Origin of the sequence: Brevibacterium sp. SMBL_HHYL_HB1 (assembly GCF_018208375.1) — a bacterium.
In the GTDB taxonomy this organism is placed as follows: Bacteria; Actinomycetota; Actinomycetes; order Actinomycetales; family Brevibacteriaceae; genus Brevibacterium; species Brevibacterium intestinavium.
Genome location: NZ_CP062936.1, coordinates 3,152,118 through 3,170,150 on the forward strand (window position 1 = coordinate 3,152,118; position 18,033 = coordinate 3,170,150).

Below are 18,033 nucleotides of genomic sequence, written 5' to 3' on the forward strand. Positions count from 1 at the left end.
GCGTCGACGACCGACTCGGAGACTGCGAACTCCGACCCCGCCCCCCGGCGTCCGGGCCTGATCCCGCCCCGGCTTCCGCCCCTGAACCGGCCCCGGCGTCGCCGCCTGCGTCGGCACCCGCCTCGGCGGCTCTCTCCTTTTCGAGGAATTCGGTCTCGGAGGTGACGAAACCGCCCCCGACGGAGTAGTAGGTCTCCTCGGCCAGGGTCTCGCCGGCGGAGTCGAAGGCCGTGATCGTCAGGGCGTTCGTGTGACGGGGCAGGACGGTCAGCGGTCGTTTGACCATATCGTCCTCGGTGAAGGGCAGTTCGACGCCATCGCCGGTGGAGTCGCCGAGGAGGATCGTCCCGGTCTCGGACATCCGTGTCCGTCGGGCGGTGAGCTCATTGGCTTCGACGAGGTCGGGGCGGCAGCCTTCGAGGCCGAGCAGGATGGCGTCGAAGGTGCCGTGTCCGGTGCCCGTGGCGGCCAGGGATCCGAAGACATCGACCTTGATGTCGGCCACGTTCCCCAGCGATTCGCCGAGGAGGCTGATGAAGGTCGCGCCCGCGCGCATCGGTCCGACGGTGTGGGAGCTCGAGGGTCCGATGCCGACGGTGAAGAGGTCGAAGACACTCAGTGGCATGGCAATCACTTCGTTTCTATGACGACGGGGCCGGCCGAGTGACCGTGCACTGCACGGTGAGCCGGCGGGGCGCTCACGCCCGCGCCGACCTCGGCCGACCCCGTTTGGAAGGGGTGCTCCCCGGTCTCGCGCGTCCCCTTCGACGGGGCTGCTCATCCGGGTCGCAGCTGAGAAAGGGTGTTCCTCAGAGAGAGTTGGCTTCGGCGTAGCCGGCGGCGTCCATGACTTCGCCGACCTCGGTCACAGCGACCTCGAACAGCCAGCCTTCGCCGTAGGGGTCGGAGTTGAGCAGTCCCGGGGAGTCCACGGCCGCCTCGTTGAGGGTCACGACCTCACCGGAGACCGGGGTGTAGAGGTCGGAGACGGACTTCGTCGACTCGACCTCTCCGCAGGTCTCACCGGAGGTGATGGTGTCGCCGACCTCGGGCAGGTCGACGTAGACGACCTCGCCGAGGGCGTCGGAGGCGACGGCGGTGATGCCGACCTTGACGGTCTTGCCGACGAGCTCGTCGGCGGCACCGTCGACCCACTCGTGCTCAGCGGAGTAGGTGTAGTTTTCGGGCAGCGGGGGCAGCTGTGCCATAGATATTCCTTCTCTGCGACCCACCAGTGACCGGCAGGTCGCGACGTAGTGTGCTTGCCAGGTGAGACCAGTGTACGAGTCACCGGCACCACCTGGATGGACTCAGTTGCTCTGGCGTTTGTAGAACGGCAGCTCGGCGACGGTGAAGTCGTGGGACTTGCCGCGGATGTCGACGGTCACCGCGGTTCCCACCTCGGCGCGGGTCCGGTCGATGTAGGCCAGGGCGATCGGGTGCCCCAGCGTCGGTGAGGGCTGGCCCGAGGTGACGGTGCCGATCTCCGTGCCGTCGATCGACACCGAGGCTCCGGACCGGGCGGCGCGGCGGCCCTCCGAGGTCAGGCCCACGAGCACGCGCGGGGGTTCGGTCTCGCCGAGTTCGGCCAGGGCCTCGCGGGCGAAGAAGGTCTCCTTCGTCTTGAACCCGATCATCCGTCCCAGCCCCGCATCGTAGGGGGTGGTGTTGAGATCGAGTTCGTTGCCGTACAGCGGCATCCCGGCCTCGAGGCGCAGCGAATCGCGTGCGGCCAGTCCGCAGGGCACGAGCCCGTAGTCGGCGCCCGAGTTCATGAGCGTCTCCCACAGGCGGGTGGCACTGATGTTCGGCGCGTAGAGTTCGAAGCCGTCCTCGCCGGTGTAGCCGGTGCGGGCGAGCATGAGGTCGATGCCGGCGATCGTCAGCGGCATCCACGCGTAGTACTTGAGCTCGCGCACGGCCTCACCGATGGTGATCTTCTCCTGCCTCGCCGAGGCGGCTCCCCCGCTGACGGCGTCCGTGATCTCGGCGTTCGCCTCGTCCCCGGTTCCGGTGCGCGGACCGAATTCGCCGTCGGCGCTGTCATCGAGGGCGCGCAGGATGATGGCTTCGGAGTTCGGGCCCTGGACGGCGATGAGCGCGGTGTCATCGGATTCGTCGAACAGTCGCACGGCCGCGCCGGGGGCGATGTCGGTGACGAAGGTCTCGACCCGGTCCTTCAGCGCTGCGACCACGGCGTCGGTGTTCGAGGCGTTGGGCACGATGAGGAACTCCTCATCGCCGATGCGGTAGGTGATGAGGTCGTCGACGATGTATCCGCCCTCGTTGACGAGCACTCCGTATCTGGCCTTGCCGACCTTCATCTTCGAGTACTTCGCGACCATCGCGTAGTCGAGGAAGGCTGCGGCGTCGGTGCCGGTGACGCGCACCTCGCCCATATGGGAGAGGTCGAAGATGCCTGCTGCCTCGCGCACTGCGCGGTGCTCGGCCAGTTCCGAACCGTACTTCAGCGGCATGTCCCAACCGCCGAAGTCGGTGAACGAGGCGCCGAGCTCGGCGTGTTCGGCGTGCAGCGGGGTCTCCTTGGGCTTCTGCGTGTTCTCAGTCATCACTTGTCCTCTTCCTCGAACTCTTCGAAGGCCTCTGGCGGCGGGCACGAGCACACCAGGTTGCGGTCACCGTAGGCTCCGTCGATGCGGCTGACCGGCGGGAAGTACTTCGTCAGCCGCAGGCCCGGGGCCGGGAAGACGGCGGTCTCGCGGCTGTACTTGCCGTCCCAGTCGTCCATCACCACGGTCGCCGGGTGGGGAGCCCCGGCCAGCGGGGACTCCTCATAGGAGTACTCGTCACCGATCGCGTCGATCTCGGCGCGGATGGTGCGCATGGCCTCGATGAAGCGGTCGAGTTCGGCCTTGTCCTCGGACTCGGTCGGTTCGACCATGAGGGTGCCGGGGACCGGGAAGGCCAGGGTGGGGGCGTGGAAGCCGAAGTCGATGAGGCGCTTGGCCACATCCTCGGCGGTGACGCCGGACTTCGCGGTGGCCTCGCGCAGGTCGAGGATCGTCTCGTGTCCGACGAGTCCGTTCTCTCCCGAGTAGAGGACGGGGAAGACCTCGTTCAGCTTCGCGGCCAGGTAGTTCGCTCCCAGCAGGGCCGCCCGTGACGCCTCGCGCAGTCCTTCGGCGCCCATGAGCTCGAGGTAGGCGAAGCTGATCGGCAGGACCCCGGCGGAGCCGAACATCGATCCGGAGATCGGCGGGGTCACGGCGTGATCGGCGTCGGCGACGAGCTGCGCGTCGGTGGCGTCGCCGGGCAGGTAGGGCGCGAGGTGGTCGCGCACGGCGACCGGTCCGACTCCGGGTCCCCCGCCTCCGTGGGGGATGCAGAAGGTCTTGTGCAGGTTGAGGTGGGAGACATCGCCGCCGAACTCGCCGGGCTTGGCCAGCCCGACCATGGCGTTGAGGTTCGCCCCGTCGACGTAGACCTGTCCGCCGGCGGCGTGGACCTTCTCGCACACCTCGCGCACCTGGGGTTCGAACACCCCGTGGGTCGAGGGGTAGGTGATCATGATGCCGGCGATCCTGCCCGCGTGCTTGTCGATCTTCTCCGCGAGGTCGTCCATGTCGACCGATCCGTCCTCGGCGGTGCCGACGACCTGGACCTGGAGGCCGGCGAGGACCGCCGAGGCTGCGTTCGTGCCGTGGGCCGACTGCGGGATGAGGACGACCCTGCGGTCGGGTTCGTCATTGGCCAGATGGTAGCTGCGGATGGCCAGCAGTCCGGCCAGCTCGCCCTGGGAGCCGGCATTGGGCTGCAGGGACACGCGGTCGTAGCCGGTGACCGCCGTCAGCGAGTCCTCGAGCCGGGTGATGAGCGTGCGCCAGCCCTGGGTCTGTTCGGCCGGGGCGAAGGGGTGGATGGAGGCGAACTCGGGCCAGGTGATGGGTTCCATCTCGACGGCGGCGTTGAGCTTCATCGTGCACGAGCCCAGCGGGATCATCGTCCGGTCCAGTGCCAGGTCCCGATCGGCCAGGGTGCGCAGGTAGCGCATCATGGCGGTCTCGGAGCCGTGGGCGCTGAACACCGGGTGAGTGAGGAACTCGGTGTCGCGATGGAACTTCGCGTCGAAAGCCGGGTCCGGCACGGCGTGAGGTCCGAAAGCCCCCGCCGAGGCGGCCTCGAAGTCCTCGACGTCGATCCGGGCGATGATGCCCAGGGCCTCGAGCAGGCCGTTGGCATCGGCAACCGTGTGGGGTTCACCGAAGGAGACGCCGATCGTCGTGCTGTCGATGACGCGGATGTTGTATCCGGCTCGGTCGGCGACGGCGCGGGCGGCTTCGGCGTCGGCCACGCGCAGGGCCACGGTGTCGAAGAATTCCCAGGTGAGCACCTCGGCGCCGGGGGCGGTATCCGCGCCCGCCGCGAAGGCATGGGCCAGGCGGTGGATGCGGGAGGCGATGCGGGTCAGGCCGACCGGGCCGTGGTAGACGGCGTACATCGAGGCGACGTTGGCCAGCAGAGCCTGCGCGGTGCAGATGTTGGACGTGGCCTTCTGGCGGCGGATGTGCTGCTCGCGCGTCTGCAGGGCCAGCCGGTAGCCGGGCTTGCCCTGGGTGTCCTTGGACACGCCGACCAGTCGGCCGGGCAGCTGGCGTTTGAGGTCGGTCTTCACAGCCATGAACCCGGCGTGGGGGCCCCCGAAGAACAGGGGGACGCCGAAGCGCTGGGCCGAGCCGACGGCGATGTCCGCGCCCTGCGAGGCGCAGTCCTTGAGCAGGGTCAGTGCCAGCAGGTCGGCGTCGAAGGTCACCAGTGCCCCGCGGTCGTGGGCCCCGGTGACGGCTTCGGAGAAGTCGCGGATGGCGCCAGTGGTGCCCGGTTGGGCGCAGACGATGCCGAAGATGTCCTCGCCCACGAGGCCCTCTGCGAGGTCGGCGACGGTGACGCGGAAGTCCATGGCCCGGGCGCGGGCGCGGACGACGGAGATGGTCTGCGGGTGGAGCTCGGAGTCGAGGACGACGGTGGTCCCCTTCTTCACGGCCCGGCGCATGAGCAGGACCGCCTCGGCGACGGCGGTGGCCTCATCGAGGAGGGAGGCGTTGGCGATGTCGAGACCGGTGAGGTCCTGGACGACCTGCTGGAAGTTCAGCAACGCCTCGAGCCGACCCTGGGAGATCTCGGGCTGGTACGGGGTGTAGGCGGTGTACCAGGCGGGGTTCTCGACGAGGTTGCGGCGGATGACGGCCGGGGTGATCGTGTCAAAGTAGCCCTGGCCGATGAGCTGGGTGCGCATGACGTTCTGGCTGGCCAGGTCGCGCAGATCGGCGAGGACGTCGTGTTCGGAGCGGCCGGCCGGGAGGTCGAGCTCCTCGTTCTGGATCGAGGCGGGGACGGCCGCGGACGAGAGGGCGGCCAACGAATCGTAGCCGAGTTCGGCGAGCATGGCCTGGACGTCATCGGCGCGGGGTCCGATGTGGCGGTCGGAGAAGGGACGCGCGGTGTCCCCGGTCGCTGCAGTCGTATGGGCGAGTGAACTGGTCAATTGCCGTCCTAGGGTCGGTGTCGCGCCCACCGATGGAGGACGCACTGATCACTGAGTGTCCTCCCCGATCTGTCGGCAGCGATCCTCGTATTCGCGCTTGACTCGGGCAACGTGCGCTGTGTGCGCTGCGTGCGCGCATGTGCGTGACCACGTGCGCCCGAGCCGTCTGCGAACCTGGATCGGTCCTTCAGATATGCCTGCAATCGGTGGTACTGGGCCTGAGAGTTTCCCGGGGAGGGAATTGCACCTACGGCGCTGCCCGGCGTCGAACCGGCAGCTCTCCCACGTCATGTCTTAGCGGCGTATGAAGTTATGTGGAACTGTGCTTCCAATCCTAGTGAATGAAGTCACGCCCGACAAACCTCTCAGCCCCGGGCCGCGGGGACGGAGTGGACCGAACCGAGTGCGCCCTGCTGAGGGGCACGGCGCACCCCTCTGCGGGGCAGGTCACCGGGTGATTTGGCGGGAGCACTTCGCGCAGGGACTTCGTGGGGGCCTCGCGTGGGGGCTTCGTGCGGGGACTTCGGGGGCTTCGTGTGTGACGCCGTTGTGGGACGCCGTGGGGGCTTCGTGTGGGACGCCGGCCGAGGCCCTGGATAAGCTGTTGTCTGAACACGATCAATCACCGGGTGTTGCAACGACCGGCTGAAACCGCCGGCCTCTGGCTCAGGCCTCGCGCACGCCGGCCTTCTTCCGAACAAAGGTCGCAATCGGATACTCTCCGGCGAGAGGAGTATCCGATTGCGACCACCTCTTCATCCCCCGACCCGGTTTCAGCTGCTGCGGCGAGTCAGATCAGGCCGAAGATGCCTCTGCCAGGCGCGACCTTCGAGTGCGCTCAGGCGCCGCCTGCGGCGAGGGCTCCCGAACTCTCGGCTCCATCGGGTGGGCGGCGTTGAGCGCCCGGGCCACATTCCGGTCGTGTTCCACTGATTGTCTCCGGTCGTGCTCGACTGATTGTCTCCCGGGATCGTCCTTCGCGGTCTCGTGGCCGATGTGGCCCAGGCGCCGTCGGCGTCGAGTTTCCCGGAAGGCGTGTGTGCCAGGGCTCGACCTTGAGCGCGGCGTTGACCTGCTCGATGATCGCGTGAGGTGGTGCGTCTGTCCGCTGTCACTGTGTCGAGGACGGTGCTGCTGGTGGGGGTGGTGAAGAATGCGTGGTGCCGGAGCCGAGCGGAGAAGACTCCCCGCTGCCGAGTTTGCGCCGATAGGCGCTTGGCGTCGTGCCTGTCTGCGACCGAAATTGCCGGTTGAAAGCTGACAGAGTGGTGAAGCCGCAGCGCCAGCAGATTTCGGAGACATGCTTGTCGGTCGTACGCAGGAGTCGCAGCGCCTCGGCGATGCGCAGACCTATGAGGATTCGAGAGAATCCATGGGTGGTCGCGCGGGTGAGCATTCGCGAGGCCGTTGATTCGCTCGTCCCGAGCACCTTGGCGACAGCGGCGAGACGCAGGGGCTCGTCAAGATTTTCGTGCATGTATGTGAGCGCCGCGCTGATATCGGTGTGTGAGGTTCCTTCAGGAGTCGCGGGGACGTAGTTGGGATCGATCACTTCGACATCGTCCGGTGAGGCTTCGAGGATAGCGGCGAAGGCGGTGAGCGCCGTACTGAAGCGTCGGGCGTCGGTCTCAGAGCCCATGCGCACCAGCAGGTCGGCGACCTCGTCAGCTGTGCGGCCGTGGAAGGCGAGGCCATGGCGAGCACGATGGAGCAGTTCGCCGACGCCTCGCAGGTCAGGCACGATGCGCTCGAGCTCACGCAGACGATCCGGATGCATCTGCAACAGGACGTCACGACCAGGCACGGACCGGCGACCGTCCAGGACACTCACCCAGTTGTGCGGGACTCCGCCCCCAAGGAGATACAGTGACCCGGGCTCAAATGCGCGGGCTTGACCACCGATCATCGCTGTGCCTGTAGAAGCGGTGATCAGATGCAGTTCCAGTTCGGGGTGATAGTGCCAGCGTGCCAGCAGATCCGGGAAGTCGTGCTGAAACCATCGCAGGCAGCTGCTCTGGTCCATGACGACGAGTTCGCGTTCGATTCCGGAATCGTCGTAGCCGGCCGGCGCTTCGCTCCTGAGCGCACGCTGATCGGGCCCATCCGGGGCTTCGCCCGAAGCCTCGCCTGCCTTGCCCTGCATAGAACCATCCTACGCAGTGAAGCCGCATCTGCCCGCGGTGATTTGCACGGCACCGAAGGACCATGGGCGGTTTCCCTCCTTCTCCGGACCCGACGTGCTACCGTGACAGCCATGAGCTTCCTCGGAGCAGGTCGGAAGGTCGAGTCAGCGGTGTTTGGGCGTGGAGTCTCCGGTTTCCGGCCCAAAGTCCCCACATCGCCGCAGAGGCTCGAGGCCAAAGCCGCCAAGGCCATGAGCGCCCAGGCGCGCGCTTACATCATGGGCGGCGCGGGCACCGAGTCCACGGTCGCCGCCAACAGAGCCGCTTTCGACCGGGTCGAGATCCTCCCGGCGATGCTGCGCGACACCACTGGCGCTGACATGAGCACCGAGGTATTCGGCACGGCTCTCGACTCGCCGCTTCTCGTGGCTCCCATCGGCGCGGCGGGGCTCGTTCGGAACCGCCCGGACATCGCCGTCGGCGAGGCCGCAGCCTCGCTGGGCGTCCCGTACATCTTCTCGAGCCAAGGATCGGATCCCATGGAGCGGGTCGCTGGCGCGATGGGCGACGCCCCGCGCTGGTTCCAGCTCTACTGGTCCAAGGATCTTGAGCTCGTTCGCAGCTTCGTCGCCCGTGCGGAGGCGATCGGCGCGGGCGCGATCGTGCTCACTGCTGACACCACACAGCTCGGTTGGCGCCCACGCGACCTCGATCTCGGCTACCTGCCCTTCACTCGTGGTATCGGTATTGCCCAGTACACCTCGGATCGGCGCTTCTCCGAGCTCGTCGCCGAGCGCATGGCGGCGTCGTCCGACGACACAGACGTCGATCACAGCCCCGTGCCCACGCCCACGGCGATTGCCACATTGCTGCGCATCGCTCGGAACCATCCGGGCAGGTTCGTCGAGAACCTCCGCTCGCCCGTGCCGCGCGCCGCCGTCCAGACTTTCCTCGACGTCTACTCCAATCCAGCTCTGTCCTGGGACCACGTGGAACAGCTGCGTGGAATGACGACGCTGCCCGTCGTCGTCAAGGGAATCCTGACCCCCGGCGACGCGAAACAGGCGTTCGCCGCCGGCGCCGACGCGGTGATGGTGTCCAACCACGGAGGGCGGCAGGTCGACGGGGCGATCGGTTCTCTCGACGCACTTCGCGAGATCCGCAGGGAGATCGCGCGTGAGCACACCCTGATCCTGGATTCTGGGATCCGCAGCGGCGCCGACGTGTTCAAGGCGATCGCCTGCGGAGCCGATGCCGTGACTATCGGACGTCCGCATGTGTACGGTCTCGCCATTGACGGAGCGAGGGGAGTCGAGTCGGTGCTGAGGAACATCATCGCCGAACTCGACCTCACGATGTCTCTGTCCGGGCTGTCGTCCCTCGCTGAGATCGATTCGACGATGGTGAGGGTCAGAGGGTAAGCGAGATTCGAATCGCTGGTCTGAGTGTGTGCGTGCCGGCGCGGCGATTTCCGAGTCCAGGCTGTGACTGCTCGCCGTTCACGCTCTCAGCTCGACTGCTGATCTCGGCGGGAGAGTGGGAGAGGGCAGCCGGCAGCGCGTTCGGTGCAGAAGTCTCTGCCCGAAAAGCGCCTCGTGCGCAGGTGCTGGTCGACAGCCGCCGGTGCTCACAGCCACGCGTGGTTCGCCCGGCCACCGCCGGGCCTCCCTTCCTCGCTGGAGACCAACGGAGCGAGTTCTGCGCCTGCCCCAGCCGCGATATCGCCCCTCGGGGACGGTGACCTCGACGTTAGGACAGTCGCCGAGGCGGCTGCTAATGCACCTGCGAGGCCGCAGAGCCTCAGGCGGTGCCGCGGAGCCTCAGGCGGTGCCGCCTGCGGTGACGACTCCCCCGTCGGCGGTGAGCACCTGCGCGGTGATCCAGTCGGCGTCGGCGGAGGCGAGATAGGCCACGGCTGCGGCGACGTCCTCGGGAGTGCCGAGCCGTCTGACCGGATACGTCGAGGCGACTTCCTCTTCCTTCCCCTCGTAGAGGGCAGTGGCGAAGTTCGTCTTGACGACGGCCGGCGCGACGGCGTTGACGCGGATGTCGGGCCCGAGCTCGACGGCCAGGGACTTGGTCAGATGGGAGACTGCGGCCTTCGAGATGCCGTAGAAGCTGATGCCGGGGCTCGGCCGCTCACCGGCCACCGAGGAGATGCTGACGACCCGTCCCCGGTTGTCGCGGAAGTTCAGGCCCTCGTGATGGACGGCGCCCTGGATCCAGGCGAGCGTGCCGAGGACATTGACGTCGAGGATCTTCCGGGCGGCATCGAGGTCGAGGTCGATGAGCGGCCCGTAGACGGGGTTGATGCCGACATTCGTCACGAGCACGTCGAGGCGACCGAACTTCTCCGCGATCGTGTCGAAGACCTCTGCTCGGTGCGCCGGATCATCGGACTTGCCGGCGATGCCGAGCGCGGCGCCGGCGGGGAACTGCGCGACCGCCTCGGCGAGCGGTTCGGGGTTGCGAGCTGTGAGGATCACGGTGGCGCCCTCGGCGTTGAGCCGACTGGCGATGCCGAGCCCGATGCCTCGGCTGGACCCGGTGACCAGGGCTACCTGGCCTTCGAATCGGCGTCCGGACTGCGGGGCGGTTGCGGTGCTGTCTGACATGTGTGAACTCCAGTGTTCGGTCGGCGGGCGAATGCGATCATGCGTGAAGCGAGCGTTCGTTCAGCATTCCGCTCCCATCGTAAGCACGGCCACCGGGGAAGACAAGGAGACAATGAGGACCATGAACCAGCTTGAGCACCACCTCGACCTCGGCCCCGCGCACCTGTTCCCGCTCGCACGGGAGGCTGTTCTCACCTGGGCGCTGCAGGAGAGCGCGGGAGTGAGCGTGCGACCTGCCCGCCGCGTCCGTCACGGGCAGGTCGTCGACCTCCGCCTCAATCCGCTCTGGCCAACCTCGCCGAGGCGGCTGCGCGGCCGCGATCTGACCGTGCCGGTCGGGTCGTGCGTCATCGTCCGTGTTGTCGATGAGCCGGATCGGGCCGGGTTCACCTACCGGACCCTGCCTGGCCACCTGGAGGCCGGCGAGGAGACCTTCCTGGTGTCGACCGGTTCGGACGGCCGCCTCGGCGTGACCATCACCGCGGAGTCGGTACCCGGGCATCCGCTGCTCAAAGCGGCCGGGCCCGTGGCGGTGATGGGGCAGTCGATGATGGCGCGACGGTACGCCGAAGGACTGCGACGGCTTCTCGCCGCGAGCGCTTCCCGCCCTGGGCAGGCGCGTCGAGGCTGGGCCTGCAGCTGCGGCTGTCCCGGCGTGTCGAGGCTGAGCCTGCAGGTGCGGCTGCCCTGCACCTCGAGGCCTGGAACGCACGGCTGTGAGCAGGGAGGCCCGGTCCCGCCGAGCTCTGATATTCATGACCGCAATGGAATAATCATTTTCAATTGAGACCCACATAGGGCTAATGTGGGATGAGCCACAAAACAGTTCGAGAACGGACCATGATGACCGCCCTGGCGCACTGCAGCGCCGGAGCCTGACCGCCGTCCGGTAGCGCGGATCAGCTGAAGTCCACCGCCCCGAAGGAGAGGAACCATGGACAGCACGGAACTCGACGACATCCTGGCCGCCGTTCGCGAATTCGTCCGCGAGAAGGTCGTCCCGCTCGAGACACAGGTCGAAGACGACGACGCCTTCCCCGAGTCGATCATCGCCGAATCCGCAGAGATGGGCCTCTTCGGGTGGGCCCTGCCCGAGGAATACGGCGGCTTGGGACTGAACGCCGAGCAGGATGCGCTGCTGGCTATGGAACTCGGCTACACCACCCCGTCCTTCCGCTCGCTGTTCGGCACGAACAACGGCATCGCCGGCCAGGTCCTCGTCAACTACGGCACGGACGAGCAGAAGTCCGAGTGGCTGCCTCGCCTGGCCTCCGGGGACGTCGTCGCCTCCTTCGCCCTCACCGAGTCCGAGGCAGGATCCGACCCCTCGGGCCTGCGGACGAAGGCCGAACGCGTCGGCGATGACTACATCATCAACGGCAGCAAGCGCTTCATCACCAACGCCGAGGCCTCCGATGTGCTCATCGTCTTCGCCCGCACGGACCCGAATGCTGCCGGGTCGAAGGGCATATCGGTCTTCCTCGTGCCCACGAAGTCCGATGGAGTGACCGTCGGGCCGCACGATCACAAGATGGGCCAGGCCGGAGCGTGGACCTCGGAGATCTACTTCGACGACGTCCGCGTCCCCGCTGCCGATCTCATCGGCGGTGAGGAGGAGAAGGGCTTCTATGCGGCCATGGCCTCACTGAACAAGGGGCGTCTGCACATCGCCGCGATCTGCGTGGGTCAGTCCATCCGCATCCTCGACGAGTCCGTGCGCTTCGCCGCCGAGGCGAAACAGGGCGGAGAGCCGATCTCCCGGTTCCAGCTCGTCCAGGCGATGCTCGCCGACATCTACACCGACACCGCCGCCGCGAAGTCCCTCGTGCTCTCGGCCGCACAGCGCTGGGATGCCGGGACCGACCGCAAGCTCGGCCCCTCCTCGGCGAAGCTCTTCGCTTCCGAAGCGCTGGCTCGCATCGCGGACAAGGGCGTGCAGATCCAGGGCGGGATGGGCTATATGCGCGAATCCGCGGTCGAGCGCTTCTACCGCCACGCCCGGCTGTTCCGGATCTACGAAGGAACCTCGGAGGTCCAACGCGTCGTCATCGCCCGGCAGCTGATCAAGGGCGCGCACAAGTCCCAGTTCAATCTGTAGCCTCGAACTGACCCAACACCCCCGGGAGCTCACCTCTCGCAGGAACCTCGCTTTCACGCCTCTCACAAAAACTAGCGTCGACGAAAGGAATCTCCATGACCGAGACACCCGGCACCGCATCGATCACCACCACCGAAACCGGCGGAGTCGCCGCCATCCCCGGCCTGTTGACCGGCAAGGTGGCCGTCGTCACCGGCGGTGCGCAGGGACTGGGCCTGGCCATGGCCCGCAGCCTCGTCGATTCCGGGGCGAAGGTCGTCCTCGGGGATATGAATGAGAACAGCTTGGCGACCGCCGTCGAGGAGCTCGGCGGGACCGAGTCGGCGGCCGGCATCGTGTGCAATGTGTCCTCGCTGGAGAACGTCGAGAAGCTCGCCGATGCCGCCTCGCGAATCTTCGGCGGCGTCGACATCTGGGTCAACAACGCCGGCATCACGCGGGACGCGACCATCCGGAAGATGACCGAGCAGCAGTTCGACGATGTCATCTCCGTCCACCTGCGCGGCACGTGGAACGGGCTCAAGGTCGCCACCGGTCTCATGCGCGAGCAGGACCGCGGGGGTTCGATCGTCAACGTGTCCTCGATCAGCGGCAAGGTCGGCAACCTCGGCCAGTCGAACTACTCGGCGGCGAAGGCCGGCATCGTCGGCATGACGAAGGCCGTGGCCAAGGAGGTCGCGTTCAAGAACATCCGCATCAATGCCATCCAGCCCGGCTTCATCAACACCGCGATGACGCAGGCCATGCCGCAGCACGCCATCGACTCGAAGCTCGCCGACATCCCCCTGGGCCGTGCCGGTGAACCGGAGGAGGTCGCCTCGGTGGTCCTGTTCCTCGCCTCCGGCCTGTCGAGCTACCTCACGGGCACCGTCACCGAGATCTCCGGCGGCCGTCACATCTGACCGCCTGGCTACGGCGCTGAACGGAGTGGGACTGGGGACTGGGACTGAGGTTAGCGAGCCTGATTCTGCGGGAGACGAATGTAGGTTACTGGCCGGTAAATCAACATTCGTCTCCCGCGAAATCCCTGCCCATCGGCGCCGAGGCGGGCCTGCCCACCGGCGCGGAGGCGGGTCTGCCCTCGCGAGCAGGCTCGGTCTCCCCGCGTGCAGGTTCGGTGCCCCCGCGCGGACGCGGTGGCTGGACGCGAGTTCAGGCTCGGTACTTGACCTCGCCGCCGACGACGGTCATGACCACGCGGGTGTCCCGGATCGCCTCGGCGTGGGCGAAGAGGGCTTCTTCGGAAGCGTAGCCGAGCAGTCCGTTCGTCCCATGCGCGGCCGCCTTGGGGTTCAGCCCTTCGGCGGCGCAGGGGTCGGTGTCGACGACGATGAAGTCGGCGTCCATGCCGGCGGCCAGGTAGCCTCGGCGGTTCTCGAGCCCGGCGGCGAACGCGGGTCCCTGCGTGTGCAGACGGATGGCTTCGACGGCGGACAGGCGGCGCTCGGGCTGGAAGCTCGTGGACGCGTCCCCGGAGATGTCGGCCCTGGTCATCGCCGCATAGATCGCGGCGAAGGGATTCGCGGGCTCGACCGGACCATCGGAGCCGAAGACCACCTGCGCCTCTGCCGCGAGCAGGTCCGGCCAGGCGTAGGCGGCCAGGTGAGCGGATTCGTCGATGAGGTGGAGCAGATGCAGGTCCGAGATGCAGTGGCGCGGCTGCATCGAGGCGATGACGTCGAGTTCGGCGAAGCGGGCGAGGTCCTCGGCCCGGATGAACTGGGCGTGTTCGACCCGGTGGCGCAGGGGCCGGTCGAGCCGCTGCTCGGCCTCGCGCGTGGTCTCGCGCAGGCGTTCGAAGACATTGAGCACATGGTGGTTGGCCTGGTCGCCGATCGCGTGGATCGCCACCGAGATGCCCGCTTCCGTGGCCCACTTGGCGTTCTCGAACAGATCGTCTTCGGACATCTGCGCGATGCCGTAGTTCGCCTCGGCGGGGTCGCCGTCGAGAATCTCCTCGGGCACCGTTCCCGGATAGGTGTGGACTCCGTCCGCGGGCGCATCGCCGCCGAGGGCCACTCCGTCCGCATCCGTGCCCGCGTCGGGCGCTGCGCTCGCGTCGGACGCAGTGCCCGCACCCGCAGCAGCCTCGGATGACTCCGGTGCGGGGAACGGGGAGGACATATGGCTCGTGTGTGAGCCCAACGCTCCGTCGGAGAAGAGCTTGAGGCCGCCTCGGCGCAGCCAGTCATCTCCGTCTCCGGTGTGCCAACCGGTCTCGATCGCCCACGGAACCTCATTGCCGCGCAGGTGCTGCGTGACCCGGATGTGCTGCCGATCCGCTTCGCGCAGATCGTTCCAGCCCAGCGTCGAGGAGATGCCGTCGAAATCGTGGATGCCGGTCAGTCCCTGGGACAGGAACAGCTTCTGCGTGCGGTCGAGGCGTTCGACCTGTTCCTCGCGCGAGGGCTCGGGGATGAACCTGGCCACCAGGTCGGTGGCGTCCTCGCGGATGAGCCCGGTCAGCTCACCGTCCTGGTCGCGGACGAACTCTCCGCCCCAGGGGTCGGCCGTGAGTGCGTCGATGCCGGCGATCTCGAGGGCATGGGCATTCGTCCAAAGCGTGTGGAGGTCGAGTGACCACATGGCCACCGGGTGGTCGGGCACTGCCTGGTCGAGCAGCTCTCGGTCCGGGTGGCGAGGGTCGTCCCATTTGTTGAGGTCCCATCCGGAACCGACGACCCACTCACCCACCGGCATCGTCAGGGCACGTTCGCGGATCGCGTCGACCGCCTCGGCCAGTGATCGCGTCTGCGACAGATCGAGCTCCTCGATCGAGTTCGCGTAGGCGATCGAGTGCATGTGTCCGTCGACGAAGCCAGGGAGGATGATCTGCCCGTCGCAGTCGATCTCCTCGATCTCAAGCCCGGGGATGACCGCGGTCGCTCCGACCCCACCCGCCGAGGCGAGCGCCGCCGTGGTCGATGATTCCGCGGCCGCGATGTCGAGCAGCTCGGCCCTGGTGCCGACGGCCACGATCGTCTCGCCGTCGACGAGGATCGCATCCGGAGGCGGTGTCGCAGGATCGCAGAATTCGGGGGTGTCCGAATCGACCGGGGGTGCGAAAGTGCGCACGACGGCGTTGGAGAACAGACGCATGACCACCAGTCTAGAGTGGCCGATCACCGGCGCGGTCGACCCCTCGGCCCCGGGTGCGGCGGGAGGCCGTTCCGCGCTCTCCCCGACCGGTTTCTACGGGGAGTAGAATCACGGGCATGGCACATTTCCTCAGCACCGGCGATTCGCGCCTGGCCGCGGGCGCGCGCATCATCTTGCCCGCCGTCTGGCTCGGGCTCATCATCGGCATCTCGCTCATCGAAGCGCCGCTGAAATTCACCGCCCCGGGCATCACGATCCCGCTCGGGCTGGGCATCGGGCGCCTGGTCTTCGGAGTCATGAACTGGGTGGAGCTGGTGATCGGAGTGATCCTGCTGTGGGCGATGCTGAAGAACGGTGTCGGCCGTGCCTATCGGTCGGTGGCCAGCGGCCTCCTCGCCGTGCTCATCATCAAAGTCGTCGTCATCCGGCCCCTGCTCAACCGGCGCACCGATGCCGTGCTCGCCGGGATCGACGACGGCGGTTCGGCGCTGCACCTGTTCTACATCGCCGCTGACGGTCTGCTCATCGTCGGCCTCGTCGCCGCCCTCGTCCTGGCCGTCCGTCGCTGGGTGACGATCCGGCCTCAGTAGTACACGGCCAGGCGGCCGCGGGGTCCGTCGATGACCTCGACGGGGGTGTCGAAGACGCGGGAGAGCACCTCTCCGGTCATGATCTGCTCGGGACTGCCGAACTCGACGACCCTGCCCTGCTTCACAGCGCAGATGTGGTCGGCGTAGTGGCCGGCGAAGTTGATGTCGTGGAGGACGATGACGATCGTGCGCCCCATCTCCGCAGCGGCCCGCCGCAGGTGCTGCATCATCTGCACCGAATGCTTCATGTCGAGATTGTTCAGCGGCTCGTCGAGGAGCACGTAGTCCGTGTCCTGGGCGAGCACCATCGCCACATAGGCGCGCTGGCGCTGACCGCCTGAGAGCTCGTCGATGAAGCGCTCCTCGAGGTCGCCGAGCTCGAGGAAGTCGATCGCCTCCGAGATGATCTCCTCGTCCTTGCGGGTCAGCCGCCCCTTCGAATAGGGGAAGCGGCCGAAGCCGACGAGCTGTCGGATCGTCAGGCGCGTGATGTAGTGGTTCTCCTGACGCAGGATCGACACGACCTTCGCCAGGTCCTTCGACTTCGTCGAGGCGACATCGAAGCCGGCGATCTCGATCGCGCCCTCGTCGAGGCCGAGCAGCCGTCCGACCATGGTCAGCAGCGTCGACTTGCCGGCCCCGTTGGGCCCGACCAGCGCGGTGACTCCCCCGGCCGGGATCTGCAGGTCGACGGGCCCGATCTCGACCTCGTCGCTGTAGGATTTGCGGACCTCGCTCAGTGTGATCACAGGCGTCCCTTTCTCATGATGACGATGAGGAATGCCACGCCGCCGACGACCTCGACGATGATCGAGACGACGCCCTGGGCGTAGAAGATGTTCTTCATGATGAAGTACGCCCCGCCGAGGATCGTGAACGCGATGAGCGCGGCCATGGGCAGGATGTACTTGTGGTCGTAGGTGTCGGAGAACTGGTAGGCGAGCATCGCGACGAGGAAGCCGAGGAAGACCATCGGTCCGATCATCGACACGGACACGGCCATGAGGATGGAGACGAAGAAGAGGATCTTCATCATCTCGAACCTGTGGTTCAGTCCCAGATTGCTCGTGGTGTCCCGTCCCAGCGCGAGGACGTTGAGCCGGCCCGAGCTGGCGAAGATCGCGATGCAGGCGAGCACGCACAGCGGGATCGCCAGCGGCAGGTACGCCGAGTCCGAGTTCGCGATCGAGCCGAACAGCCGGGCGGAGAGGATGTCGAATTCGCTCGGCGTCAGCGTCCTCTGCATGAACGTCGCGATCGAGCCGAGCCCGCCGCCGATGACGACGCCGATGAGCAGCATGATCGCCACGCTTCCGTACCGGCCGGACAGCAGCCAGCCGTAGAGCGCCAAGGACAGCCCGACCATGACCACCAGCTGGATGGCGAAGGGCGTCAGCCCCTTGAGGTCGACGATGGCGGTGACACCGAAGAAGTACATCGCCCCGGTCTGGATCGCGACGTAGAGCGATTCGAAGCCCATGATCGAGGGCGTGATGATCCGGTTGTTCGTCACCGTCTGGAAGGCGACCGTGGCGAAGGCCTGGCTGAGGGCGACGATGGCGAGGACGACGAGGTTCTTCATCCGCAGCTGAGCGATGAGCCAGAACCCGTCATCGGTGATCGGCATCGGATTGTCCCAGGCCAGGAGCCCGAGTGCGACCGCCGCCGAGGTGACGACCAGACCGGCCATGATCGCCCAGTAGCGCCGCCGTGCCCGGACCGTCGGCAGCGATCCCGCCGATCGTTCGCGTGCATGAGTGCCCGTTCGCCGAGGCGGCCGCGCGCCCGTCCCAGACGTGGCCTCGGCCGACCGCTCAGACGTGGCCTCAGTCGACCGCTCGGGCGTGGCCGCGGCCGAGCGATCGGGTGAGCTCGCAGCCGCGTCAACGATCGACGATGCAGGTGCTTCGGTCGGGCGGGTGCGCGCAGGCACCGCCTCGGCGGGCGGCCGGGACTCGGTCGCCTCCCGGACGTGGGCGGTTCCGGTGGAAGTCATATCGTTCAT

The 18,033-nt window shown here is 67.3% G+C and carries 13 protein-coding genes, 1 pseudogene and 1 riboswitch; of the genes and pseudogenes, 5 read left to right on the forward strand and 9 right to left on the reverse strand.

Annotated elements, in window-relative coordinates; all coding sequences use genetic code 11:
* Positions 1-211: 211 nt before the first annotated feature.
* The 5 genes and pseudogenes from IG171_RS19360 to IG171_RS14555 form a co-directional block, all read right to left on the reverse strand.
* Positions 212-781: pseudogene (locus IG171_RS19360) on the reverse strand (serine dehydratase beta chain); the annotation flags it as partial.
* 28 nt (positions 782-809) lie between these two features.
* Positions 810-1,208 carry a glycine cleavage system protein GcvH gene (gene gcvH, locus IG171_RS14540; RefSeq protein ID WP_212128093.1) on the reverse strand — a complete coding sequence of 133 codons (399 nt, stop codon included), beginning with the start codon at positions 1,206-1,208 and terminating at the stop codon, positions 810-812.
* Between the two features lie 102 nt (positions 1,209-1,310).
* Positions 1,311-2,570, reverse strand: a complete 1,260-nt coding sequence (locus IG171_RS14545; protein ID WP_212128094.1) for a glycine cleavage system aminomethyltransferase GcvT — start codon at positions 2,568-2,570, stop codon at positions 1,311-1,313.
* Positions 2,570-5,503, reverse strand: a complete 2,934-nt coding sequence (gene gcvP, locus IG171_RS14550; RefSeq protein ID WP_212128095.1) for an aminomethyl-transferring glycine dehydrogenase — start codon at positions 5,501-5,503, stop codon at positions 2,570-2,572. Before gcvP ends, IG171_RS14545 begins: the two co-directional genes overlap by 1 nt.
* 197 nt (positions 5,504-5,700) lie before the next feature.
* Positions 5,701-5,798: riboswitch (glycine riboswitch) on the reverse strand.
* Positions 5,799-6,614: 816 nt separating this feature from the next.
* A complete protein-coding gene (locus tag IG171_RS14555; RefSeq protein WP_212128096.1) occupies positions 6,615-7,646 on the reverse strand; it encodes an AraC family transcriptional regulator in 1,032 nt (343 codons plus the stop codon).
* Positions 7,647-7,757: 111 nt separating this feature from the next.
* Between IG171_RS14555 and IG171_RS14560 the strand changes: the two genes are divergently transcribed.
* A complete protein-coding gene (locus tag IG171_RS14560) occupies positions 7,758-9,047 on the forward strand; it encodes an alpha-hydroxy-acid oxidizing protein (protein ID WP_212128097.1) in 1,290 nt (429 codons plus the stop codon).
* 399 nt (positions 9,048-9,446) lie between these two features.
* Here IG171_RS14560 and IG171_RS14565 read toward each other — a convergent pair whose 3' ends face one another.
* On the reverse strand, positions 9,447-10,241 hold the full coding sequence (locus IG171_RS14565) for an SDR family oxidoreductase (RefSeq protein WP_212128098.1): 795 nt from the start codon (positions 10,239-10,241) through the stop codon (positions 9,447-9,449).
* 112 nt (positions 10,242-10,353) lie between these two features.
* Between IG171_RS14565 and IG171_RS14570 the strand changes: the two genes are divergently transcribed.
* The 3 genes from IG171_RS14570 to fabG all read left to right on the forward strand — a co-directional run bounded on the left by IG171_RS14570 (position 10,354) and on the right by fabG (position 13,241).
* A complete protein-coding gene (locus IG171_RS14570) occupies positions 10,354-11,028 on the forward strand; it encodes a DUF1990 domain-containing protein (RefSeq protein ID WP_212128099.1) in 675 nt (224 codons plus the stop codon).
* A 147-nt stretch (positions 11,029-11,175) separates the two neighbouring features.
* Positions 11,176-12,339 carry an acyl-CoA dehydrogenase family protein gene (locus tag IG171_RS14575; protein WP_212128100.1) on the forward strand — a complete coding sequence of 388 codons (1,164 nt, stop codon included), beginning with the start codon at positions 11,176-11,178 and terminating at the stop codon, positions 12,337-12,339.
* 95 nt (positions 12,340-12,434) lie between these two features.
* Positions 12,435-13,241, forward strand: a complete 807-nt coding sequence (gene fabG, locus IG171_RS14580) for a 3-oxoacyl-ACP reductase FabG (protein WP_212128101.1) — start codon at positions 12,435-12,437, stop codon at positions 13,239-13,241.
* Positions 13,242-13,491: 250 nt separating this feature from the next.
* Here the strand turns inward: fabG and IG171_RS14585 are convergent, their stop codons facing one another.
* Positions 13,492-15,438, reverse strand: coding sequence for an amidohydrolase (locus IG171_RS14585; RefSeq protein ID WP_212128102.1), 1,947 nt, complete (start codon positions 15,436-15,438; stop codon positions 13,492-13,494).
* 116 nt (positions 15,439-15,554) lie between these two features.
* Between IG171_RS14585 and IG171_RS14590 the strand changes: the two genes are divergently transcribed.
* Complete coding sequence (locus IG171_RS14590) at positions 15,555-16,028, forward strand: hypothetical protein (RefSeq protein ID WP_212128103.1); 474 nt, start codon at positions 15,555-15,557, stop codon at positions 16,026-16,028.
* On the opposite strand, the gene IG171_RS14595 is transcribed toward IG171_RS14590, so the two are convergent.
* Together IG171_RS14595 and IG171_RS14600 are read right to left on the reverse strand one after the other, a co-directional pair.
* Positions 16,022-16,777, reverse strand: a complete 756-nt coding sequence (locus IG171_RS14595) for an ATP-binding cassette domain-containing protein (RefSeq protein WP_212128104.1) — start codon at positions 16,775-16,777, stop codon at positions 16,022-16,024. The two genes, IG171_RS14590 and IG171_RS14595, sit on opposite strands and share 7 nt — an antisense overlap.
* Positions 16,774-18,033 (reverse strand): iron chelate uptake ABC transporter family permease subunit, encoded by a 1,260-nt coding sequence (locus tag IG171_RS14600; RefSeq protein ID WP_249203721.1) that lies wholly within the window; start codon positions 18,031-18,033, stop codon positions 16,774-16,776. Before IG171_RS14600 ends, IG171_RS14595 begins: the two co-directional genes overlap by 4 nt.

Excerpts from the sequence above, each read along its gene's own strand:
- gcvH (WP_212128093.1), bottom strand. The coding sequence starts at position 1,208 with ATGGCACAGCTGCCCCCGCTGCCCGAAAACTACACCTACTCCGCTGAG.
- IG171_RS14545 (WP_212128094.1), bottom strand. The coding sequence starts at position 2,570 with ATGACTGAGAACACGCAGAAGCCCAAGGAGACCCCGCTGCACGCCGAA.
- IG171_RS14555 (WP_212128096.1), bottom strand. The coding sequence starts at position 7,646 with ATGCAGGGCAAGGCAGGCGAGGCTTCGGGCGAAGCCCCGGATGGGCCC.
- IG171_RS14560 (WP_212128097.1), top strand. The coding sequence starts at position 7,758 with ATGAGCTTCCTCGGAGCAGGTCGGAAGGTCGAGTCAGCGGTGTTTGGG.
- IG171_RS14565 (WP_212128098.1), bottom strand. The coding sequence starts at position 10,241 with ATGTCAGACAGCACCGCAACCGCCCCGCAGTCCGGACGCCGATTCGAA.
- IG171_RS14570 (WP_212128099.1), top strand. The coding sequence starts at position 10,354 with ATGAGGACCATGAACCAGCTTGAGCACCACCTCGACCTCGGCCCCGCG.
- IG171_RS14575 (WP_212128100.1), top strand. The coding sequence starts at position 11,176 with ATGGACAGCACGGAACTCGACGACATCCTGGCCGCCGTTCGCGAATTC.
- fabG (WP_212128101.1), top strand. The coding sequence starts at position 12,435 with ATGACCGAGACACCCGGCACCGCATCGATCACCACCACCGAAACCGGC.
- IG171_RS14585 (WP_212128102.1), bottom strand. The coding sequence starts at position 15,438 with ATGCGTCTGTTCTCCAACGCCGTCGTGCGCACTTTCGCACCCCCGGTC.
- IG171_RS14590 (WP_212128103.1), top strand. The coding sequence starts at position 15,555 with ATGGCACATTTCCTCAGCACCGGCGATTCGCGCCTGGCCGCGGGCGCG.
- IG171_RS14600 (WP_249203721.1), bottom strand. The coding sequence starts at position 18,033 with ATGAACGATATGACTTCCACCGGAACCGCCCACGTCCGGGAGGCGACC.